20 protein-coding genes are annotated in these 20,713 nt (G+C 63.1%); 10 read left to right on the top strand and 10 right to left on the bottom strand.

Annotation, left to right across the window (positions count from 1 at the left end; translation table 11 throughout):
- Positions 1-175: 175 nt before the first annotated feature.
- The 4 genes from LB520_RS16045 to LB520_RS16030 form a co-directional block, all read right to left on the bottom strand.
- Entirely contained in the window at positions 176-1,060 is an 885-nt protein-coding gene (locus LB520_RS16045; RefSeq protein WP_224628943.1) for a glycoside hydrolase family 16 protein, read from the bottom strand.
- A gap of 137 nt (positions 1,061-1,197) precedes the next feature.
- Positions 1,198-1,575: a hypothetical protein gene (locus tag LB520_RS16040; RefSeq protein WP_095769312.1), complete on the bottom strand. Its 378-nt coding sequence runs from the start codon at positions 1,573-1,575 to the stop codon at positions 1,198-1,200.
- Between the two features lie 123 nt (positions 1,576-1,698).
- Positions 1,699-2,709 carry a glycosyltransferase family 2 protein gene (locus LB520_RS16035; protein ID WP_224638132.1) on the bottom strand — a complete coding sequence of 337 codons (1,011 nt, stop codon included), beginning with the start codon at positions 2,707-2,709 and terminating at the stop codon, positions 1,699-1,701.
- 22 nt (positions 2,710-2,731) lie between these two features.
- On the bottom strand, positions 2,732-3,964 hold the full coding sequence (locus LB520_RS16030; RefSeq protein WP_224638119.1) for a nucleotidyltransferase family protein: 1,233 nt from the start codon (positions 3,962-3,964) through the stop codon (positions 2,732-2,734).
- 500 nt (positions 3,965-4,464) lie between these two features.
- On the opposite strand from LB520_RS16030, the gene LB520_RS16025 reads away from it, so the two are divergent.
- The 6 genes from LB520_RS16025 to LB520_RS16000 all read left to right on the top strand — a co-directional run bounded on the left by LB520_RS16025 (position 4,465) and on the right by LB520_RS16000 (position 10,268).
- Entirely contained in the window at positions 4,465-4,617 is a 153-nt protein-coding gene (locus LB520_RS16025) for a lasso RiPP family leader peptide-containing protein (RefSeq protein WP_095769314.1), read from the top strand.
- 156 nt (positions 4,618-4,773) lie between these two features.
- Positions 4,774-5,073, top strand: coding sequence for a PqqD family protein (locus tag LB520_RS16020; RefSeq protein ID WP_095769315.1), 300 nt, complete (start codon positions 4,774-4,776; stop codon positions 5,071-5,073).
- Positions 5,057-5,473, top strand: coding sequence for a lasso peptide biosynthesis B2 protein (locus LB520_RS16015; protein ID WP_140845612.1), 417 nt, complete (start codon positions 5,057-5,059; stop codon positions 5,471-5,473). The genes LB520_RS16020 and LB520_RS16015 overlap by 17 nt, the downstream gene beginning before the upstream one ends.
- 3 nt (positions 5,474-5,476) lie before the next feature.
- The gene (locus LB520_RS16010; RefSeq protein ID WP_224638118.1) at positions 5,477-7,387 is read left to right on the top strand and encodes a lasso peptide isopeptide bond-forming cyclase; all 1,911 of its coding nucleotides are present in this window, start codon (positions 5,477-5,479) and stop codon (positions 7,385-7,387) included.
- Positions 7,384-8,364, top strand: coding sequence for a serine kinase (locus LB520_RS16005; RefSeq protein ID WP_318012096.1), 981 nt, complete (start codon positions 7,384-7,386; stop codon positions 8,362-8,364). Before LB520_RS16010 ends, LB520_RS16005 begins: the two co-directional genes overlap by 4 nt.
- Positions 8,365-8,372: 8 nt before the next feature.
- Positions 8,373-10,268 (top strand): ABC transporter ATP-binding protein, encoded by a 1,896-nt coding sequence (locus LB520_RS16000; RefSeq protein ID WP_224638117.1) that lies wholly within the window; start codon positions 8,373-8,375, stop codon positions 10,266-10,268.
- Here the strand turns inward: LB520_RS16000 and LB520_RS15995 are convergent.
- Positions 10,242-10,514, bottom strand: a complete 273-nt coding sequence (locus tag LB520_RS15995; RefSeq protein ID WP_224638116.1) for an exopolysaccharide production repressor exox — start codon at positions 10,512-10,514, stop codon at positions 10,242-10,244. The genes LB520_RS16000 and LB520_RS15995 overlap by 27 nt on opposite strands.
- A gap of 607 nt (positions 10,515-11,121) precedes the next feature.
- Here LB520_RS15995 and LB520_RS15990 point away from each other — a divergent pair.
- From LB520_RS15990 to LB520_RS15975, 4 genes are all read left to right on the top strand, one after another.
- Complete coding sequence (locus LB520_RS15990) at positions 11,122-11,799, top strand: sugar transferase (RefSeq protein ID WP_140544958.1); 678 nt, start codon at positions 11,122-11,124, stop codon at positions 11,797-11,799.
- A gap of 184 nt (positions 11,800-11,983) precedes the next feature.
- The gene (locus tag LB520_RS15985) at positions 11,984-13,162 is read left to right on the top strand and encodes a polysaccharide biosynthesis/export family protein (protein ID WP_224638130.1); all 1,179 of its coding nucleotides are present in this window, start codon (positions 11,984-11,986) and stop codon (positions 13,160-13,162) included.
- 115 nt (positions 13,163-13,277) lie between these two features.
- Positions 13,278-14,372 carry an acyltransferase family protein gene (locus LB520_RS15980; protein ID WP_140845607.1) on the top strand — a complete coding sequence of 365 codons (1,095 nt, stop codon included), beginning with the start codon at positions 13,278-13,280 and terminating at the stop codon, positions 14,370-14,372.
- Between the two features lie 20 nt (positions 14,373-14,392).
- The gene (locus LB520_RS15975) at positions 14,393-15,676 is read left to right on the top strand and encodes an O-antigen ligase family protein (RefSeq protein ID WP_224638115.1); all 1,284 of its coding nucleotides are present in this window, start codon (positions 14,393-14,395) and stop codon (positions 15,674-15,676) included.
- A 229-nt stretch (positions 15,677-15,905) separates the two neighbouring features.
- Here the strand turns inward: LB520_RS15975 and LB520_RS15970 are convergent, their stop codons facing one another.
- The 5 genes from LB520_RS15970 to LB520_RS15950 form a co-directional block, all read right to left on the bottom strand.
- On the bottom strand, positions 15,906-16,481 hold the full coding sequence (locus LB520_RS15970; protein WP_224638114.1) for a DUF1349 domain-containing protein: 576 nt from the start codon (positions 16,479-16,481) through the stop codon (positions 15,906-15,908).
- A 121-nt stretch (positions 16,482-16,602) separates the two neighbouring features.
- A complete protein-coding gene (locus tag LB520_RS15965) occupies positions 16,603-18,042 on the bottom strand; it encodes an aldehyde dehydrogenase family protein (RefSeq protein ID WP_224638113.1) in 1,440 nt (479 codons plus the stop codon).
- Between the two features lie 125 nt (positions 18,043-18,167).
- Complete coding sequence (locus tag LB520_RS15960) at positions 18,168-18,653, bottom strand: hypothetical protein (RefSeq protein WP_224602405.1); 486 nt, start codon at positions 18,651-18,653, stop codon at positions 18,168-18,170.
- A gap of 88 nt (positions 18,654-18,741) precedes the next feature.
- Positions 18,742-19,635: a sugar phosphate isomerase/epimerase family protein gene (locus LB520_RS15955; RefSeq protein WP_095769326.1), complete on the bottom strand. Its 894-nt coding sequence runs from the start codon at positions 19,633-19,635 to the stop codon at positions 18,742-18,744.
- Between the two features lie 70 nt (positions 19,636-19,705).
- Positions 19,706-20,644 carry an ABC transporter substrate-binding protein gene (locus tag LB520_RS15950; RefSeq protein ID WP_095769327.1) on the bottom strand — a complete coding sequence of 313 codons (939 nt, stop codon included), beginning with the start codon at positions 20,642-20,644 and terminating at the stop codon, positions 19,706-19,708.
- Between the last annotated feature and the right edge of the window lie 69 nt (positions 20,645-20,713).

Genomic DNA, 20,713 nt, shown 5'->3' with positions numbered 1-20,713 from the left:
CCTGGACGAGACCGACATAGCCAATCCCAAATACCGTCAAATTCATTTGGTTCTATTCCTGTCAAAGGCCGGGCCGCAAAAGCGGTCCGGCCGGTTCAGATGTCCCCAGGCCAAACGGCCAAGTTGGTTCGGCATGATTCTATCCCAAAATCAGCTCCACTTTGGGGGATCATGCCTAGTTGGAATTGCTAATGCTGCATGCCAGCGATTCCGGGAATTGGCATGGCTGGCCCAAAGCGGTGAAAGCGACGCGCTTGACCTCCATGGTCACCTTGCTGCCGGGATCGACAAAGGCGCCCATCCAGTTGGCCAGCTTGTCGCTGCCCCAGAGGCTGAAGAAGATTTTCTGCGAATGCTTCGGCAACTCGTCGGGGTTGGTCACCTCATGGACGAGCTTGCCGTTGACGTACCAGCGCAGCCGGTCCTTCTCCCAGACGAAGCCATAATCGTTGAAGCCCTTGTCGGCGCCGCCTTCGACGTCGACAAGCTTGCCGTTCTTCGGCTTGCCCTGAATGTAGCTGTTGACCTGCACCTTGGACGGATCCTTGGTGAGGACCTCGAAGTCGATCTCGTCCCAAGGCTGTTTGTCCTGCGGGCCGATATAGGAGAAGAAGGCGGCGTTGAGGCCGGAGCCGGTGCCGGTCTTCATCCGTGCCTCATAGACGCCGTAGCCGTAGCGCTGCTTGGTCTGGATCTCGGCGCAGGCGAACTCGCGGTCCTTCAGCTTGCGCTTTTCGAAGCCCAGCGAAAGCACGCCGTCGGAAAGCCGCACGAGATCCTTCGACCACGTGCAGTTCTGATGGGCGCCATTGGTCCAGCCGTCCGAGACGAACCAGCGGGACTGATTGAAATTCGAGAAATTGTCGACGAAGGACGGCGCGCTTTGCAGCTCTTGCTGCGCCGCTTGCGCATGCGCGGGATGCGGGCTCGCCGCAAGGGCCGCAGCGACCGCAAACAGGGCGCCGACCACGCCAAGCCTCAGGCTGGTTAATCCGCTCCCTGGCGCCTGCGATACCTCGCAAGCCGCCTCGGTGGAGGTGTTGTCCGGATCTGCGTTCATAACAAACTCACCTTGTGTTGTCCGCCCAACCCAAAGTCATCCTCGGTTCGCATGAGCGACCCGCTTCCGATCTTCCGCCCTGTGAACTCCTCTAATGTCCTGTAACGTCTCGTACCATGACGGCGCCTGACGCGCCGTCAGCCTCTTGCCGTCGCCTGCGCAGCAGACCGCTCGGCACCATCCTCGACGATCGCGTCGAGCGAATGACGCAGTTCCTTCACCAGGCCTTTCTGGCGAACGAGCTCCGCAATGCGCCGCTCGCAGTTCAGGATCGACTTGGTCATCGCGGCGACATCCGATCCCTTGCTGGCCGACGCCGAACCATTCTCCATCGCCTCGACCAGAAAGGCGGCGTTGGCAGCCGTCGACTTATAACGATTCTCCAGTCCGGTTTTCTCCGCCTCGATCTCGGCCGCGATCTGGTCGAACAGCTTCGCCAGCCGGTCGAAACGCTGGAGATCGGTCTGCCGGTCGCGAGCCGGATCCCGGGATCTGAAGCTAAAAATCGAAGCCATCCTATCGGCCTTTCGAAATTGCTGCATTGCAACATAGACTGCCATTCCGGCAGCGACTAGGCAACATCATAGTTTCCGGAATGCGATTTTTTGAGGGACGGCGGCTTCCGGGACAATGCACGATCACGCGCTTGCGGCGCTGGTTGCCGCCATCAGGAAGCGCGTCGGCGGCATCTGCTGCCGCGCAACAATCCCCGTGCGGCGGAACAGCGCGTCGAGCTTGTCGGTGGCGACGCCGCGCACGATCGGGATCAGATTCGATTGGCTTGCGAAAGCGTAGGCCGCGGCCGATGCCAGCCCACGCTCGGCCTTCACATCAAGGAAGTTGCGCAGCCGGTATTTGTCGCGGACATGGCGCTCATGGCGCCGCAACGCGGCCTTCGAGCGCTCCGGAAGGCTGTCTATCTGGAGCAGCGCCAGATCGGCATCGGCAAGGCGCTTCAAATCCTGCGTCCTGTGGCGGCCGCTCAGCGAATCGGCGCGCACGATCGCGCCATAGCCGCAGGATTTGATGATCTTGAACCGAGCCCCGTAAGCGACAGCGCGCGCGTAGAGTTCGTAGTCCTCGCCAAGCCTGAGGTTCTCGTCGTAGCTCAACCCATGCCGCTCGAGGAAAGCCCGGCTGATCACCGGCTTGAGGAAACCGAGCTCGCCGCGCCGCACACGGCGGCGCGAGATGTTGCCGTCGATGAAGCGCTCGAAATCGAGAAATTCCGGCTCGGCCGCGAAAGGCGGGGCTGCGACCTTGGCGAGGTCGGTCGCGGCATCGTCGCGGATCAGCATGATGTTGTCGGCAGCGAAATCCCAGTCGGTGCTGGCGAAAAGCCGGCGGAAGCGGCCTTCGAGGAAGAAATCGTCGGCGTCGAGAATGCTGATGAAGGGCGATTTGGAGGCCTGGATGGCGGCGTTGCGCGCGGCGGAAGGACCGCGATTGACGTCGAAGCGAATGACGGCAAGCCGGCCGCTGCCGTCGTCGGCGGCCAAAGCCACATCCCGGGTATCATCGGTGGAGGCGTCGTCGACCACGATGACTTCGGCGACTTCGGCCTCGCGCAGCGCCGAAGCGATGGCGCCGGGAATGGTGCGCGCCGCATTGCGCGCGGCGATGATGACGCAGACTCCCGAGGTCGTTATGGGCGTCGTCACGGGCATGGGCTCACCTTTCGCTTGCATGATTGGCCGCCCCGCCCACGATTCTGATCATTTCGCTCCGCGCCGGCCCGGCCGTGGCCGGGCGCTCGAAGATGCGCCGGCTGAGGTCGGCGGAGGCCGCCCAGCCGGCTTCAGCCAGGTAGCGGACCGGCTCGCGGCCGCAGAGTTCCCACAGCACATGGCGGCGCTGCGGCCAGCGCAGGGACGCGAGCCACGGCGCCATGACCATGTGGAAGAGGTCGGCGTTGTCGATGCGGGCCAGCATGCGGGTGGCGCGATCCGAAAGCAGCGTGCCGTCGCCGCCGAGTAGCACGTCGGCGGCGCGCAATCCCAAGAGCAGCGTATCCGCCAGGCCCTGTTCGGCGGCGTGGTCGAGCACCCTCCGCTGCTCGGCTTCGCTCAGGCGGCTGACGCTGGCCCTGACGTCACAGACATAGCCGGCGCAGGGCTCGCGGTTGAAAAAGGCCTTGGCGACGCTGATCGAGGACAAAAGCAAGGTGTCGGCGGCCGAGATGATCGGCATGGCGGCGCCGGCCAACTCGACTTCGCGCTTGCGGCGCAGGAAGCCGTCGGTGTCGCGCGGGCTGGGCGAACCCGGCTGCTGCAGCCGGTGGTGGAGGTCGACTGTCGAGGCCCTCGCGCCGTCTTCGCGCACCATATGCTGCTCACCGAGGAAGCGCACCCACCAGACCGAACGCGACTTGCCGGCAACCTCGTAGCCCATCGTGCGCAACGCATCGCGGGCCTTGGCGAAACCGGTCGGCGAAACCAGTATGTCGACGTCGCCGGATGGCTTCATGAAGTGGTCGCCATAAAGCAGATGCTGCTGGAGCGGCCCCTTGAGGAAGACGAAATCGACCTGCCTGTCGCGCAGCACACGAGCGATGGCCACCGAATCGCCAATGCAGGCGACATTCATCGACATGGTACGCCGGCGGTAGCTGTCGAGCCAGCCAGGCAACTCCGCAGGCGCGGTATTCGCGGGCGCCCGCGCGAGCGCCTTGAGCAGGAAGACGGCGACCTTATTCAGCCTGGCGATGTCGGCGACGTTGGTTGCCAAAATTGGGGCCGCCGGGACCGGGGTGGCCGACACCGTCGGCGCGGGCACATCGACCCGGCCATCCGTGATGTTGGCTCGTGGCGCGAAAAACAGCCTCAGGCAGGCCTGCACATAAGCGACTTCATCGGCGCAGCCGGCGGCGCGCAGCCTTTCATAGGAGCCATCCTGCACCGCCATGCCCGATGTCGTTCTCCGCAAAATGCCGCCCAAAGGGTTTATACTGCACCTGCGAAGAAAAGCATCGGAAAAATTGACGCGCTCACGCCAAAAGCGGCTGAGGTCGCCTCCTGACCGCAACCCCAGCGTTTAAAATCGCTTCACGTTCAATCACTTTTGAAGACAATTCCGGGGGCGTCCCGGCTGGCCGGAAAATGACGATTTTTTGTGACAAATTCTTCGCAATTGCGAGATGTCTTTTTCGCCTGAAAAATTATCGCAGATAAATCAACCGCTTATCTAAACGACACGGACCTACGGTTGAATTCCTGGATGGGTGAGGTTTAGGATGACGCTGCCTAGGCCTTGATTAACAACGGATACGAGCGCAACCAAGAATTGATTAATGCTTGGTAAATCAAGCTTGACTCATGGATGTTGCCATGCAGCAATTGCGCTGCAGCATAGCGATATGTTGGCGGCATTCTGCAGCCGCTTCCAGTCCTTAATTGGAGAGTACAATGGAACAGAATGTTGAAAAGCATGAGTATGAAACCCCCAGCCTGACGGTTCACGGTTCGATTGAAACTATCACGCAGGGCGGTGCAGGCACGACGGCGCTCGACGCGAGCTTTCCCGCGCACACGCCGGTCGGCGAGCTGACTTTCTCTTAAAACTCACACAGGTGTCCGGGTGTCTGAGTTGGGGCTCCGGATGCTCTCCAACAGGTGAGCCGGGGGGCGTTGTCCCCCGGATTCCTGCCGCGGATCGCAGGCAACCGATCCCGGTGGAAGCCAAAGGGCGCGACGGGCCAGCAACGAGGTTTTAGGATGCACTGGAACCCTTCGGACCATGACCGCGTCGTCGCGACGAACGAGGCGGTGGCTTGTGAATTCGGCGCCGGACTGGCGCTGCTCCACCTCAAATCCAATGTCTATTACAGCCTGAACGGCGTCGGCGCCTTCATCTGGGAGCAGATCCAGGAGCCGCGATCCATGCTCGATATCCGCAGCGCCGTGCTTGCGCGCTACAATGTCGATGCCGAACGCTGCAGGGCCGATGTCGAAGGCTTGCTCAAGGGGCTGAGCGAAGCAGGGCTTGCGAGGCTCCACAATGAGGAACTGGTCTAGGCTCCGCTCGCTGAGCGCCTGGGAAATGCTGTTTCTGGCGCGCTGCCTGATGGTGGTGAGCGTTGTGCGGCTCGCGCTGACGCTGTCCTCCTATAACCGTGTCCGTAGCCTGGTGACGGGAATGCACGCCAGACGCGACGCCAGCGTCGCCGACCTGCGGCGTGTCGCATGGGGCGTCGCCGCCGCGGCGCGGCTCGTGCCGGGCGCCAGCTGCCTGACCCAAGCGCTGGCCGGACAATATCTGCTCGCCCGCCAGGGCAGCGCATCGAAAATCAGCATCGGCATCGAACGAGGGACCGGCAGCGAGCTCAAGGCGCATGCCTGGTTGATGAGCGGCAACCACATCGTGCTTGGCGGCTCGATCAAAGGATTTGCCCATCTGGTCGACCATAGGTCGTGAGCGATGAGCGGCGTCGCTGGAATCGTGCTCAGCGATAATGGCCGGCCCGCCGCGGCCGGCGATATCCAAGAGATGCTTTCGCGCATGCGCCACCGCGCCCGCGACGGCAGCTCATGGTGGGCGGACGGCAGCGTCGCGCTCGGCCACGCCTGGCTCGACACGACCGGCGAGGAGGGCCCCGGCCCGCTGACGATGGCCGGCGGCAAGCTCGCCATCACCGCCGACTGCCGGCTGGACAATCGCGACGAGCTTCTGGCGCGGCTCGGCATGCGGGACCGGTCGGTCGCCGACGCTGTGCTCATCATGCGCGCCTACCTTAAATGGGGCGAGGCCTGCCCGACCTATCTGCAGGGCGATTTCGCCTTCGCGATATGGGATGGCGAGGGCCGGGCGCTGTTTTGCGCGCGCGACCATTTCGGCGTCAAACCTTTCTACTATCATTCGACCGGCAGGCGCTTCGCCTTCGCCTCGGAGATCGGGCCGATCCTTGCGCTGGACGATGTCGGCAGGCGGCTCAGCGAACACCAGATTTCCGGCTTCCTGGCCGGCTTGACGGACGATCCGCAGGCCACGCTCTACGCCGAAATCTTCCGCCTGCCGGCGCGGCACAGCATGACCGTCACCGACCGCCGGGTGGTGCTGCAGCGCTACTGGCAGATCGAGCCGTCGCAGAGGCCGCCACGCCCGGACGCGGCTGAGGAATTCCGGCATCTCTTCGCGCAATCGGTGGAGAACCGCATGCGCGGCACGCCGGCCGTCGGCGCGATGCTGAGCGGCGGGCTCGATTCCTCCTCGATCGCTTGCGTCGCCGGTCTTCGCGCGGCGGCGAGGCGCAACCCGAGGCTCAAGACCTTCTCGCTGGTGTTCGACAGAGGCTCGTCGATGGACGAGAAGCCTTTCATCGATGCGGTGCTCGACGACAATCCGCTCGACGCCACGCTGATTGCGGTGAGCAATTACGCGCCCTTCGCCGAGTTCGAGCGTATCCTGGAGGAACAGGAAGGCACGTTCCTGGCGCCCGGTCTGTCATTGACCCGCGAGCTTTACCGCACCGCGGGCGCAAAGGGCGTCAAGGTGCTTCTCGACGGGCATGGCGGCGACGAGGTCGTCTCGCAGGGCCATGGGCACCTTCACGAACTCGCCAATGCCGGCCGTTGGCTCGAGCTGTGGCGCGAATTGCACAGCGCCGCCAACACCTATGGCGAGGGCATGTTCTCCCTCTATTTCAAGTTCCTGACCATTTATGGACCGGCCTGGCGGATCGCCCGGATGAGATCGATGGCCAGACGCCTTGTCGGCAAGGTGCGGCAGAGGCCGGCATCGGCGCCGCGCGCCTGGGCGGGCCTGGTCAATCCGGACCTTGCCAGGCGCACCGATCTTGCCGAGCGGTTTCATCGCAGCGGCTACATGCCCGCCGCCGTGAGCGCCAGCGAAGCGCTGACGCATCGCTGGCTGCTGTCTACCGGGCTGGTGCCGCACGCCTTCGAAGTGCTCGACAAGGCCGCCGCCAATTCCGGCGTCGAGCCCCGCTATCCGTTCTGGGACAAGCCGCTCGTCGAGTTCTGCCTGGCGCTGCCCGGCGAGGAAAAGCTCAGGGACGGTTTTGGCCGCCACGTGCTGCGCCGGGCCATGCAAGGCGTTCTGCCGCCGGCCGTGCAATGGCGGCGCGACAAGATCGATTTCACCGCCAACCTGGTCAAGGGCATGCTCGGCAACCACCGCGAGCTTCTGGACAGGCTGCTGATAGCGGACGGCGAGCGGATCGCGCCCTATGTCAATCTGCCTGAAGTGAACGCCGTCTATGAGCGCCTGCTCAGCCAGCCCGAGCAGGCAAGGCTGCCCGACGTCCAGCATGTCTGGCGTTCGGTTTCGCTATCGCTGTGGCTGCGGCAAGTCCAAGGAAGCCCCGCATGAATCTTCCGATCGCTTCCCTTGCGCGACCGGGGCCCGCCACCGGGACAATGGCGCGGGGCGGACGTGTCCGCCATTTCTACAAGGCCTACGGGCTGATCGTCAGCTCGGACGTGGCCTTGCCGGAACTGACGCCGACGGCGCCGGCGACGCCGGACCTGGAGATCGCGGTCGGGCCGATCGACTTTCCCGACGGCGCATCGCATGGCGCCACGGGCTTTCGGTTCGAGGCGACGCGCCAATATCTTTCCTGGCAGGCGGTCGGCACCTTCATGATCAGCGACGGCAGGCGGATCGATGTCGATCCGGCGCCGGGGATCGACGATCCGCTGCTTGCCTTTCCGCTGCTCGGGCCGGTTATGGCTCTTGCCCTGCATCGGCGCGGGCTGCTCGTCCTGCATGCCAGCGCCATTGCCGTCGGCGGCAAGAGCGTGATCTTCATGGGCGACAAGGGCGCCGGCAAATCGACGACGGCGGGCGCGATGATCCGTGCCGGCCATCGGCTGATCACCGACGACGTCGTCGCGCTGGATTTGTCCGACCCTGGACGACCGATGATCCTGCCCGGATTTCCGCAGCTCAAGCTGGCCGCGGATGCGGCCGGCGCCATTCGCCTCGAGCAGGCGGAAGTGCGCCCGCAGGTGCATCCGCAAATCGACAAGGCGCAGCACCGGCTGCACGACGGATTTGCCACTGAGGCGGTGCCGGTATCGCGCATCTATGTGCTCGAGCGCGGCGAACGCGCGGCGATCTCGCAGCTTGCCGGTGTCGCCGCGCTGCCGGCGATCATCAAATTCTCATACATCACGCGCTTCGGCCGGCAGGCGTTGACCGGCGATCTCGCCGCCACGCATCTCAGCCAATGCGCTGAGATCGCCGGGCTGATCGGCGTCAACCGCCTCGAAGTGCCGGCCGGACTCGCCAGGCTCGATGAAGCGGTTGCCGCGATCGAAACAGACCTGGCGTCTGGAACAAGGTGAGCCAGGGCATGGGCTGGTCCTCGAAGTTTTGCCTGTCGCTTTTGCGCGATGTCGCCGGTTTCGGCGCCATGGTGGCGCATGTCGGCGGACGGCGCACGGCGACGGCGCTTGCCTTCCTGATCCTGGGGAGCCTCACCGAAGGCATTTCGATCCTGCTGCTCGTTCCGCTGCTGCGCCTGATCGGCAAGCCCGACCAGGACTATGCGGTGCGGGTGCCGGAGGCCTTGCATCGGCTGGTGCCCGGCGGAACGCTGTCGCTCGCGAGCGTGCTCTCACTGCTCGTCGCGCTGGTGGCGCTGCAAGCGATGTTCAACCGCTTCAAGTCGGTCTACATGGCGCGGTTGCTCTATGACTTCGTCAACCGCGTGCGCATGAACCTGTTCGAGAGCATCGGCAAGGCGCGCTGGGGCGTTTTCACCCGCATCCGCAGCTCCGATCTGGACCATGCGCTGAACGGCGACGTCGACCGGGTGCAGGTTGCGGCCTTCTCGCTGCTGATGCTGACTCAAGCCACACTGCTCCTGGCCGGCTATCTCATTGTCTCGCTGTTCATCTCGCCGGTGATGACGTGCTTCGCCATCCTTGTCGGTCTGGTGCTGCTGGTTGCGCTGCAGCCGTTCCGGGCGCGCGCCAGCGCCTATGGCCGCACGCTGACCGGCAATCGCCAGGACCAATACCGCACGGTCTCCGAGTTCCTCGGCGGCATCAAGGTCGCCAAGAGCCTGAACGTCGAGGCAAGCTATTTTGCCGAGCTCGGCGCGACGCTGGACAGGATGAAGGCCGACAACATCGCCTTCGTCCGCAACAGCTCGCTCGGCACCGCTCTGTTCCAGGTTACGAGCGTGATCGGGCTGAGCCTCTTCATCTATATCGCGCTGGTTCGCTTCCACCTGTCGCTGGCCGAGATCGTCGTGCTGCTGCTGGTCTTCATGCGGGTCGCGCCGCGCTTCATGGACATGCAGCTTCAGACCCAACAAGTGCTGATCAACCTGCCGGCCTATGCTTCGATGCAAAGCCTCCAGGCTCGCTTCGATGCCGAGCGCGAGCCGGAAGAGAACGTGACCGAACAAGGCGCAAAACTGTCGCTTGAGACCGGCCTCAACATCCGCGATGTGGCGTTCGCCTATGGCGAGGGCGGCGGCAAACCGGTGGTCAGCGACATCACCTTCGGCCTGCCGGCCGGCAAGGTGACGGCGCTGATCGGCCCTTCGGGTTCCGGCAAGAGCACGATCGCCGACATGCTGCTTGGGCTGCTTGAACCCACCCAAGGACGTATTCTGGCCGACGGCGTGGAGATCACAGCGCAGAATCGCAGGGCCTGGCGCGATCAGGTCGCCTATGTGCCGCAGGATGTGTTCCTGCTGCACGACACGATCGCCGCCAATCTGCGCCTTGCGGCGCCTGAGGCCAGCGACGAAGAATTGTGGGCGGCCCTGCGAAACGCCCATGCGGCCGATTTCGTGGAGCGGCTGGACTCGCGGCTCGATACGGTGGTGGGCGACCGCGGCGTCCGCCTTTCCGGCGGAGAGCGGCAGCGCATCGCATTGGCGCGTGCGCTGCTGCGCAAACCCTCGCTGCTCATCCTCGACGAGGCGACAAGCGCGCTCGACTGGCAGAATCAGTCGCTGATCGCCCAATCGATCGAGGCGCTGCGCGGCCGGATGACGATTTTGACCATCGCGCACCGGCCGTCGATGATCGCCTTCGCCGACTGGGTCGTGGCCATCGAGAACGGACGCATCGTCGAGGTCGGACAATATCGGCGGTTGAGGGCGAAAGCCGGCAGCCGGCTTGCAAGGATGCTGTCCGGCGAGCAGGCGGAGCGCGAAAGCGCGCCACCGATCGCGGCCGGGCTGACCTCCGCGCCGGTCGAACGTTCAGTGGAGGCTGCGTCTGGCGCTTAGCTTTTCGCCTTCAGCGACCTTGCTCAGGATCGGGCCGCGGTCCGCCTCGCGGGTCTTGTCGGCCGATGTCGGCCTGGCTCCCCCGATCATGGCAAAGACCAGAAGGAAATAGCCAGCCTGGATAATGACGGCGCAGACGATGGTGCGAAGCAGGATGGTTCCCGCCGACGCGCCATCGAAATAGGACCAGCCGATGACGATCGCGAGCGCGAAGATCATACCGACGATGAATTTCGGCAAAGACATGATCGCCGCCCTCTCAACCGAGACGAGCATGCAGAAGCTGCGACTTACCCACCCGCGTAACTCCCCGTTGCGCCAAAGAGCTCTTTCTGGCTGCCCAATCCGGCCGGTTGCTTCCGACCTTCCTTACCCGTGCAGACTATGACAGGAACAATTTGCGACTCTATTAAGGCCGGCCTGCCGGAGCAAGGCCGTGCAGGTATGGTTTCCAACGATTTTACGAGATCGACTCTGCCATGCTGCGCCGCACACTCTGGCTCCGAGAGCTATTCAATGAGACGTCTGCCGCTTCAGTCAAACTCATGACTTTGATTAGTATTTTATGTGAATAACTTACCATTGCGAGTGCTTCCAGCGGCCTGCAACCGCGTTTCTTCTGCAGCAAAGAATGCACTGTCCAAAAATGGCCCGAAAATCGGACTACATTTTCCTGGTTTTCTCTCACCTTGTCATAAACGCGCCACAAAGGTGAAAATTTGGGCAAGGCAGGTTTATTATTTAGTCAATTCATGACGTGAACATTTCAACGCGATGGGAAATTGTGTGTTGCGCTGCAGCATTTTTTTGGTATCTTGCCGTAAACCATCCGTTCAACGTATGGAGCTTCTGCATGAGGGACGTCGCCAAGTCGGCAAATGCGAGTTTTGCGCAGGCCGGCGTTGATTTTCCACCCCCCATCGGCGGTCTGCTCAAACGCAGTTTCGATGTCGTTGGTTCCCTGGCTGGGCTGATCCTGCTGAGCCCGCTCTTCCTGATGGTCGCGCTGCTGGTCAAGCTTTCGGATAATGGTCCGATCTTCTATGGCCACAAGCGTATCGGCCGCGGCGGCAGGATTTTCTCCTGCCTCAAATTCCGCACCATGGTGCCGGATGGCGAGCGCGTGCTCGCTGCGTATCTGGCGGCCAATCCGGAAGCCAACGCCGAATGGATAGCGACGCGCAAGCTGAAGAACGATCCGCGCGTCACCCGCGTCGGCCAGGTGCTTCGCAAGCTCAGCCTCGATGAGCTGCCGCAGATCCTCAACATCCTGCAGGGCGACATGAGTCTTGTCGGCCCGCGCCCGGTCGTGCGCGACGAATTGGAAATCTACGGCAGCGCGGCGGTCTATTACCTGAAATCGCGCCCTGGTCTCACCGGGTTGTGGCAGGTGAGCGGCCGCAACGACGTATCCTACGACACGCGCGTCGCCTTCGATCGCCATTATGTCGAGAACTGGTCGTTGTCCGGGGATATTCGCATCATCTTCAAGACTGTCCCTGCCGTGTGGATGTCACGCGGCAGCTATTGACCGACGGGCCTGCTCCGCCAGATTCGGGGTAGGCATCCGGCAGTGATCTCATCGGGCGGATGGGGCCAAAGCGAATCGGAAAACGTATTTGACAAAAGACCTCTTCGGACTGCCCTTCGCATGCAGTCTCATATCCAGGACCACAGCCCGCTTCGGCGGCGTCTTGCTTGCTGCGTTGCTGGTCATGCCGCAGGTCGCTGCCGCCAGCGACTATCGGCTTGGACCGCTGGACAAGCTCAACATCCGGGTCGCCGAATGGCAGACCGTCGACGGCACGTTCCGCGATTGGTCGGCCGTCAATGGCGAGTATTCGGTCGGCCCGGGCGGGATGCTCTCGGTGCCGTTCGTCGGCGACATGCAGGCCGCCGGCAAGACGACGGCCGAGATCGCTTCAGCGATCGGGCTCGCCCTGCAACGAAAGCTGGCGCTGCCCGACAAGCCGGAAGCCTCGGTCGAGATGGCGCAGTTCCGGCCGTTCTACATTTCAGGCGAAGTCCAGAACCCCGGGCAGTTTCCCTTCGTGCCCGATCTGACCGTGCTCAAGGCAATCAGCATTGCTGGCGGTATCCGGCGCAATGCCGACTATGGTCCGCAGCTCGAAAAGGATCTGATTACCGCCAAGGGCAGCTATGAGATCTATGACGACCAGCGCTTGCGGCTGATGGTCAAGCGAGCCCGCATCGACGCCGACCTCGCCGGGAAGACGACTTTCGAGGTGCCTCAGGAAATTCAAGGCGATCCGAGATTGCCGACCATCGTCGCCGACGAAACGGCGATCCTGGTCTCCGACCAGAAATCGCTGAAGCTGAAGCTCGACGCACTCGACGACCTGAAGGGTGTTCTGCAGTCGGAAATCGAATCGCTGCAAAAGAAGATCGCCAACCAGCAGAAGCAGGTCGATCTGGCCTCGAAGCAGGCCGACAGCATCGGTCCGCTGGCGCAGAAGGGCCTGGTCGCCAATGCGCGCCTGCTTTCCTCGCAGCAGTCGGTCACCGACCTGCAGGGCAAGATCCTGGATTATGAGACGGCGATCCTCACCGCCAAGCAGTCGATCAGCAAGGCGGAGCAGGACGCTATCGATGCCCGCAACACACTGAGTTCGAGCCTCACCGCCGATCGGCAGCAAACGGAAGCGAACCTTAATGAGGCGGCCTTGAGGGTCGGCATGCAGAAAGGCCTAATCGCACAGGCATCGGATCCGGCAACGGCTGCCGCCTACACCGGCAATGAAGAGCCAGCCCTGCTCTATTCGCTGGTGCGCGTCGTCGACGGCAAGACCAGCGAGGTCGAAGCCAAGGAAGACACGCCTATCCTGCCGGGCGACGTAATCAAGGTGAAGCTGGCGCCGACGGCCAGCCAATAGCGCCGCCGGCCCGGGTTTGTCCGAAGCGAACCGGGACGAAGGCGGGAGGGACAAGCCAGGCTCGTTCGCGCGCAGCGCGGGCGAGCGATCTGTTTGGACCGCTTGAAGGCATAACATGCAGCCCGCAGCCCAGCGTCACGTGTATCTGAACCTCGACGCCATCCGCGGCGTGGCGGCGATCAGCGTCATGCTCTACCATTTCTCGCCATTCCTCGCCGACGGCAAGGTGCTGCCGTCGAGCTATCTCGCGGTCGATCTGTTCTTCCTGCTCAGCGGCTTCGTCATCGCGCATGCCTATGACCGCAAGATCGAAACCGGCATGGGCTTCGGCACTTTCGTGGCCATCCGCCTGATCCGGCTCTATCCGCTCTATCTAGCCGGCACGCTGCTCGGCTTCTTCTATTTGCTGGTCAAGAACAGACTGATGCCGGCGGAATATATGCCGCTGTCCGAGATCGGCATGCAGCTGACAACCGGCATGCTGTTCATACCGCTGGTCAGCGACGCCTATCATACGATCTTTCCTCTCAACCCGGCATCGTGGTCGCTGTTCTTCGAGCTCATCGTCAACATCGCCTATGTCGCTGTCTTCGTGCTCTTGTCGCGGCGGGTGCTGACGGGGATCGTCGGCGCCAGCCTCGTGCTGCTCGTCGTCGCCTCGGTTTTCGCCGGCACGCTCGATTTCGGCATGACCGGGAAGACCATCGTCAGCGGGCTGCCACGCGTAACCTTCTCGTTCTTCCTTGGCGTGCTGCTCTGCCGATCGATGGCGCGCTGGCAGGGCAGCTTCGGCTTCCTGCGGCGCGGCTTCTGGGTCGAGGGCGCGATCCTGCTCACGCTTGCCGTCTTCGCCATCGCCCCGGCTGCCGGCGCCGCGCGCGTTGCCTACGACCTCTGCGCCATCGTCATCGTCTTCCCGATCATGGTGATGACCGGCGCGGTGGCGCCGACCGCGCCGCGACTGTCAGGCGTCTATGGCTGGCTCGGGCGGATTTCCTACCCGATCTACATCATCCACACGCCGATGCTGATGATCATCGCCGGGGCCGGCAAGGCCTTCTCGATCGATCCGTTCGCGCATCATCCCTTGTTCGGCATCGTGATGGCGGCGATGGTTGTCGTCATCGCCGACATCGCCACGCGCGTCTATGATGAGCCGGTGCGGCGCTTCCTGCAGCGGCAGATGCAGCGCGCCCGGGCCGTGGCTTAGCGCGGGACAAAAAGGCCGGTATGAAGATTCCGAAATCCATCCTGATCGATCCCGATCGCAACGAGACCTACGGCATTTTCGCCGTCGCGGTTTCCACGCTCGCCTTCGCCTACTCGCCCAATTTCGGCCAGATCCTGATCCTCGCCTACTACGCCGTCTGGCTGCCACTGCTGTTCGTCGACTACCGGCGCTTCACCTGGAAACTCTCCAGCGCCTGGCTACCCATTCTGCTTGCGGCCTATGTCTGCCTCTCGGTGTTCTGGTCGCAGGCGGCGGGCATCAGCGCGCGCGCGGCGGTGCAATATTCCTCGCACATCGTCTGCGCCTATGTCGCGGCGCGCACCATCAGCGTGCGCACGCTGGTGGTCGGCTCGCTGATCGGCATCTTCTTCGTGCTGCTCTATTCACTCGGAGTCGGTGGTTACGCGCTCGACACGATCGACGGCACGGTCAATTTCGTCGGCGCCTTCGGTTCCAAGAACCAGGTCGGCTTCTTCGCTTCGCTCGGCATCTTTTTCTGCCTGGCGTTCCTTGTCTTCTACCGGCGCAACTGGCTGGGCTTCGTCTGGACCGCGCCGATCATGCTTTTGTCGGTCTATATGCTGGCAATCGCCCATTCGGCGACGTCGGTGGCCTCGCTGCCGGCGGTGATCGGCATCGTGATGCTGCTCACCATGACCAAGGTGCTGTCGCGACGCTATCGCCGGGTGCTGTTCGTCGTCGGCGCCGGGGCGCTGGTGACGGGCGTGGTGGCAGCGCTCAACCTCGGGCTGCTGGATGTCGTGCTCGGCATCTTCGGCAAGGATTCGACGCTCACCGGCCGCACCTATCTGTGGGAACAGGGCTGGAAAGCAGCGCAGCAGCGTCCGCTGCTCGGCTATGGCTATGCCGCCTATTGGGTGCAGGGTTTTGCCGATCCGGAGCGGCTGTGGGCGGAATTCTATATCTCGACGCGTTCCGGCTTCCACTTCCACAACACCTATGTCGAGACGCTGGTCGAAATCGGCTTCATCGGCGTCACCTTGCTGGCGCTGGTCATCCTGCGCGCCTTCTACGGCCATGTATCGAAGGTGGTGTTCGGCGGGTGGAGTGCCGATTCGGTGGTGCTTGCCGGCGCGACCGGGCTGATGCTGATCCGCTCCTTCTTCGAGGTCGAGATGCTCGGCCCCTATTTCATGGCGTCCTTCATCGTCTATTATGGCCTGTTCAAGCTGAACCCATTGCCGGCTTTCCGGCGCCGCCAGATGGCCGTTGCCGCCGAGGACGAGAGGCCGGCCATCGGCCGCATGCCGGCGCCGACCTGAGGGCTTTTGGCGTGCTCGCCAACGATCTGGGGATCAAGCCGTCGCCGGTCGTTGGTCCCTTCGACGGGTGCTGGATGTTGCGGCGTGGCCGCAATGTCGGTCGGTTTGTTGAAGCAGCGCGTCCAGAACAGGATCAGCGGAGTATCAAACGACATCGGACCCTTCCGCTCTGGCAAGGCGCCGTCTTACCCTTATCGCGGCAATCGCGAAAGAACCACGCGGTCCGTACTCACCCATGCAGCTCCCTTGCAATCGCCGGCCCGATCGTGAAGCCGGAGAAGGTCGCCTCAAAGCCTTCGCGCTGCGGCGAGCAGCACATCATGCCGACATCGACCGATTTCGAGATGGGGAAATAGGCCAGGCGCACCGGTTTCCAGTGGCCGTCCGAGGCGTCCAGATACTGGATGCGGATCGCCTCGGCGTGGCGGGTCAGGCGGATCCTGACGCCATCCTTGCCGGCGGCAATGGCGACCAGCGACCAATCGGAGGTGTCGTTGGTGACCACGACGGAGAAGTATGCCAGCCCGTCGGTGTATTCGATGCCGGCCTTGATCCAGTGCGTTTCGCTCAGGCGCAGCATCAGCCCCGCCTGATCGTAGAGCACCTTGTAGTCACCCCTGACGGTGACTTCGGCGCTGAAATCACCCTCGACGGAACGGTAGAGGAAATGGCCGTTGTCACGCCAGAAGCCGTAGAAGGTCTCGCGCCAGAAGTCGGTGTGCTTGCCTGTTCGGACGGTGAGCGTGCCGTCCTCGACCGTGTGGTGCGGCGGCGGGTTGAGCCATGTCATGTCGGCCACGCTCATCGATCTCCTCCCGGATTGGACTAGTGCGTTTCACCGTTTCATGGAAACGGCGAAACGCCCTATCTCCTTGTTTTTGCGCAATTCCGGACGGAAAACCGCCAACGCTTTTTCTGGAATTGCTCTAGCCGGCGAATGTATAGGCGGTCTTCACCGTGGTGTAGAACTCCATCGCGTAACGGCCTTGTTCGCGCGGGCCGTAGCTCGAGCCTTTGCGGCCGCCGAACGGCACGTGGAAATCGACGCCGGCCGTCGGCAGGTTGACCATCACCATGCCGGCCTCGGAATTGCGCTTGAAATGCGTCGCGTGCTTCAGGCTGGTGGTGCAGATGCCGGAGGTGAGACCGAACGGCGTGTCGTTGGCGACAGCCAGCGCTTCGTCATAGTCCTTGACGCGGATGACATTGGCGACGGGGCCGAAAATCTCCTCGCGCGAGATGCGCATCGCGTTGGTCGAGCCGACAAACAGCGCAGGCTGCAGATAAAAGCCAGGCGCGCCGCGCTCAAGCCGGTCACCGCCGAAGGCGAGCTCGGCGCCTTCCTGGCGGCCGATGGCGATGTAATCCTCGTCCTGCTTGAGCTGGTTCTGGTCGACGACAGGACCGATCTGGGTCTTGGCATCGAGCGCATCGCCGATGACGAGCTTGTCCAGCCGCTCCTTGATCGCGTCGACAAAACGGTCGTGGATGCCGTCGGTGACGATCAGGCGCGAGGACGCCGTGCAGCGCTGTCCGGTCGAGAAATAAGCGCCGTTGACCGCGCAGTCGACGGCCACCGCGAGATCGGCGTCGTCGAGCACGACGAGCGGATTCTTGCCGCCCATTTCGAGCTGGAATTTGCGCATGTGCTCCACACTTGCCGCGGCGACGCGCTTGCCGGTCCCGACCGAGCCTGTGAAGGAGATGGCGTTGACATCGGGATTGTCGAGCATCGCCTGGCCGACCACCGATCCCTTGCCCATGACGAGGTTGAGCACGCCCTTGGGCAGGCCGGCGCGGTGCAGGATATCGACGATGGTCCAGGCGCTTTCAGGAACCAGCTCGGCCGGCTTGAAGACGATCGTGTTGCCGTAGGCCAGCGCCGGCGCGATCTTCCAGGCGGGGATGGCGATGGGGAAATTCCACGGCGTGATGATGCCGACGACGCCGACGCCTTCGCGCGTCATCTCGACGCCGACGCCAGGCCGAACGCTCGGCACCATCTCGCCCGACAGACGCAGCGTCTCACCGGCGAAGAAGTCGAATATCTGCGCGGCGCGGATCGTCTCGCCGACGCCCTCTGCCAGCGTCTTGCCTTCCTCGCGCGCGAGCGACCGGCCGATCTCGTCCTTGCGTGCCATGATCTCGTCGGAGGTTTTCTTCAGCACGGCATGGCGGGCAAGAGGCCCGGAGCGCGACCAGGCGGGGAAGGCCGCCTTGGCGGCGGCGATAGCCTGCTTGGCTTGCTCAGGCCCGGCCGAAGCATATTCGCCGACGACGTCGTTGGTGTTCGACGGGTTGATGTTGCGTGAGCCGGCCTCGCCAAGCCACTCGCCGTCGATCAGGTTCTTACGCAGCACGGTCATTGTCTTGTTCCTTGAAGCTGGGGTAGCGGCAGTCCGTCGGCCGGTCAATTGTCGGACAAATGATATAATGATTGTCCCGCGGAAGGTCTACCGGCCTTCTGCAACAAACCTAGGGCTTTGCCGCGTCAGGTCGAGAACGACCAGAACAGACAGGCGAGCGTTACCGCGCCGAAGGCGACGAAGAACAGGCTTCTGAGCAGGATGTTGCGGCGAAGCTCGTTCATGGTGAGATGCGCCGCAACGATCACTGCCACGAACAGGAAACGCCAGTTGAAAAGCGCCCAGAGCACCTCGTGCTGGCCGAAGGCCCATCTGGCGATCAGCGAGCCGACGATGGTCGCGAACAATACGATCGTCGCCCAGAAGATCGCATCGGCCGCATGGGTCAGCACGACGCCGGCGGCGCGGATGGGCAGGATCATCATCAGCATGGCAGCGAAGAAATAGACGGCGGCGATCGCCAGGAATGAGCCGGCGTCGGCGATGCCGTCGAGACGCTTCACGCCGAACGCGCCATAGGGATAGCCGTGCCTCGCCACGGCCAATGACAGCGCCATCAGCAAAGCGCTCAAAACCGTGACCAGTGCGAATGTGCCGAGGGCCTTGCTCATGCCTTTTCCTGTCGAGACGAATCAACAGGAGTCTAGCAGAGCATGGCCCTCGAAAGCCGCAATTCACTGCTCGACATTCTCGAAGACGTCAGGGCCTTTGCGAAGCCGAGACGAGATCGGCCTTGCGCCGGGCCGTCTCCAGGCCGACCGCGATGAAGCGGCGCGCATGACGAGCAAGCTCCATATTGTCGGTCCACAGATTGCGCCAGATCGCCGTCTTCCGCGACAGATTCTCGTCGACGATCTCGGACGAGAAGGATTCGAAGCTGAGATCGTCGCTGTAGCCGATCGCCGCCAGCGCATCGAAGATCGCCGAGAAATCGATGCTGCCGGTGCCCAGAAAGCCGCGATGGCTCTCGCCGATATGGACATAACCGATCTTCCTCGCGGCATGGCGGATGGCCAGGCCGACATCGGCCTCCTCGATGTTCATGTGGAAGGTGTCGAGGTGCAGGAAGATGTTGTCGGAGCCGGTGTCTTCGATAAAAGCTAGTCCTTGCGCGGCGGTGTTGAGCAGGTTGCTTTCGAAGCGGTTGACGATTTCGAGATTGAGCGTCACGCCGGCGGCCTTGGCCGTTTCCGCAACCCCGGCAAGTGTAGCGGCGCTGCGGTTCCACTGATCGCGCGTCGGCGGTTCGGTTTGCAGGCCGTGACTTGCCGAGAGAATGCCGCCGATCTTTTGGCCGCCGAGATCGCGCGTGAGGGCGACGGTGCGGTTCAGGATCTCGACGCCGCGCGCGGCGACCGCCTTGTCTGGGCTGGAGATGTCGCCGTCGGCAGGCAGGCCAATGCTGATCGCTACGCCCAGGCCGAGATCGGTGATGCTTTTGGCCAGCCTGCCGATATCGACATCCGCCGGATCGAGATAGGAGAATTCGATCAGGTCGAAGCCGGCTTCCTTCGTGTTGGCCAGCGTGCGTTCGAGATCCGCCTGCGCCGAACTCGCAGACCAGACGAAAGAATGGATACCAATGCGCGACATGATCGTCTCCGTCCGATGAATGAGGCGCGGCCGGACCGATCCGGCCGCGCCAGCCTTGGGAGCAGGCTTTTTAGCGGGCCGCCGTCCAGCCCTTGTAGTCCTTCAGGTTCTCGGCGGTAATCAGCTTCGGATCGAGCAGCACGGTCGGCTCGGCCGGCTTCTTGCCGGCAAGCACATCTGCCGCCATCGTCAGCGACTGGCCGGCCATGACATAGGGATCCTGCGAGGCCGAGGCCTTGATCAGCGAGGTGCCGGACGCGAACTCCTTCTCAATGTCCGGGGCGCCGTCGACCGCGGTGATGATGAATTCCGAGCGATTGAGCTGCTTGGCGGCGAGCTGCGCGCCGATCGCCGTAGGATCGTTGATGGCGAACACCGCGTCGATCTTGTCGAAGCGGGTGAGCAGCGACTGGAACACTTTCAGGCCGCCGTCGCGCGATCCCTCGGCGTTCTGGTCGTCGGACAGGATTTTGATGTCGGCGTGCTGCGAAAGAACGTTCTTGCAGCCCTTGACGCGCTCCAGGATCGACGACGAGGCCGGGCCGTTGAGGATGACGTAGTTGCCTTTGCCGCCGGTGTGATCGACCAGATACTGGCAGGCCTCCTCTCCGGCCTTGACGTTGTTGGTCATCACGGTGACGTCGGCGCCCGGCGCCGAGACGTCGAAGGCAGCGACGACGATGCCAGCCGCCTGCGCCTTCTTGACCGCGGGCGCGATCGCCTTGGCATCGACGGCATTGAGCATGATGACATCGACGCCGGCGGCGATGAAGGAATCGATCTGCGAGACCTGCTTGTTGAGGTCGTAGTCGGCCGACACCGACGTCACCTCGACCTTCGGATTGATCTTCTTGGCCGCGTCCTCGATGCCCTTGATGGTGGCGACGAAGAACGGGTTGCCGAGCAGGCCGACCGAGATGCCGACTTTGTTGAGGTCTTTGGCCGATGCCGGCGCGATGGCGAGGGCCGCGAGGGCTGCGCCGCAGAGCAGTTTGGCGATAGTCTTCATTTACTTGCTTCCTCCGATTGCCCCGCGCCTCTCACGGTGCGTTACACACAATCCGGCCCGTCTAGGCCG

The organism is Mesorhizobium sp. CA12 (genome assembly GCF_020165255.1).
Lineage (GTDB): Bacteria > Pseudomonadota > Alphaproteobacteria > Rhizobiales > Rhizobiaceae > Mesorhizobium.
This window is presented reverse-complemented; position numbering and strand designations above follow the sequence as displayed.

Excerpts from the sequence above, each read along its gene's own strand:
- LB520_RS16045 (WP_224628943.1), bottom strand. The coding sequence starts at position 1,060 with ATGAACGCAGATCCGGACAACACCTCCACCGAGGCGGCTTGCGAGGTA.
- LB520_RS16040 (WP_095769312.1), bottom strand. The coding sequence starts at position 1,575 with ATGGCTTCGATTTTTAGCTTCAGATCCCGGGATCCGGCTCGCGACCGG.
- LB520_RS16030 (WP_224638119.1), bottom strand. The coding sequence starts at position 3,964 with ATGGCGGTGCAGGATGGCTCCTATGAAAGGCTGCGCGCCGCCGGCTGC.
- LB520_RS16025 (WP_095769314.1), top strand. The coding sequence starts at position 4,465 with ATGGAACAGAATGTTGAAAAGCATGAGTATGAAACCCCCAGCCTGACG.
- LB520_RS16020 (WP_095769315.1), top strand. The coding sequence starts at position 4,774 with ATGCACTGGAACCCTTCGGACCATGACCGCGTCGTCGCGACGAACGAG.
- LB520_RS16015 (WP_140845612.1), top strand. The coding sequence starts at position 5,057 with ATGAGGAACTGGTCTAGGCTCCGCTCGCTGAGCGCCTGGGAAATGCTG.
- LB520_RS16010 (WP_224638118.1), top strand. The coding sequence starts at position 5,477 with ATGAGCGGCGTCGCTGGAATCGTGCTCAGCGATAATGGCCGGCCCGCC.
- LB520_RS16005 (WP_318012096.1), top strand. The coding sequence starts at position 7,384 with ATGAATCTTCCGATCGCTTCCCTTGCGCGACCGGGGCCCGCCACCGGG.
- LB520_RS16000 (WP_224638117.1), top strand. The coding sequence starts at position 8,373 with ATGGGCTGGTCCTCGAAGTTTTGCCTGTCGCTTTTGCGCGATGTCGCC.
- LB520_RS15995 (WP_224638116.1), bottom strand. The coding sequence starts at position 10,514 with ATGTCTTTGCCGAAATTCATCGTCGGTATGATCTTCGCGCTCGCGATC.
- LB520_RS15990 (WP_140544958.1), top strand. The coding sequence starts at position 11,122 with ATGAGGGACGTCGCCAAGTCGGCAAATGCGAGTTTTGCGCAGGCCGGC.
- LB520_RS15985 (WP_224638130.1), top strand. The coding sequence starts at position 11,984 with ATGCCGCAGGTCGCTGCCGCCAGCGACTATCGGCTTGGACCGCTGGAC.
- LB520_RS15980 (WP_140845607.1), top strand. The coding sequence starts at position 13,278 with ATGCAGCCCGCAGCCCAGCGTCACGTGTATCTGAACCTCGACGCCATC.
- LB520_RS15975 (WP_224638115.1), top strand. The coding sequence starts at position 14,393 with ATGAAGATTCCGAAATCCATCCTGATCGATCCCGATCGCAACGAGACC.
- LB520_RS15970 (WP_224638114.1), bottom strand. The coding sequence starts at position 16,481 with ATGAGCGTGGCCGACATGACATGGCTCAACCCGCCGCCGCACCACACG.
- LB520_RS15965 (WP_224638113.1), bottom strand. The coding sequence starts at position 18,042 with ATGACCGTGCTGCGTAAGAACCTGATCGACGGCGAGTGGCTTGGCGAG.
- LB520_RS15960 (WP_224602405.1), bottom strand. The coding sequence starts at position 18,653 with ATGAGCAAGGCCCTCGGCACATTCGCACTGGTCACGGTTTTGAGCGCT.
- LB520_RS15955 (WP_095769326.1), bottom strand. The coding sequence starts at position 19,635 with ATGTCGCGCATTGGTATCCATTCTTTCGTCTGGTCTGCGAGTTCGGCG.
- LB520_RS15950 (WP_095769327.1), bottom strand. The coding sequence starts at position 20,644 with ATGAAGACTATCGCCAAACTGCTCTGCGGCGCAGCCCTCGCGGCCCTC.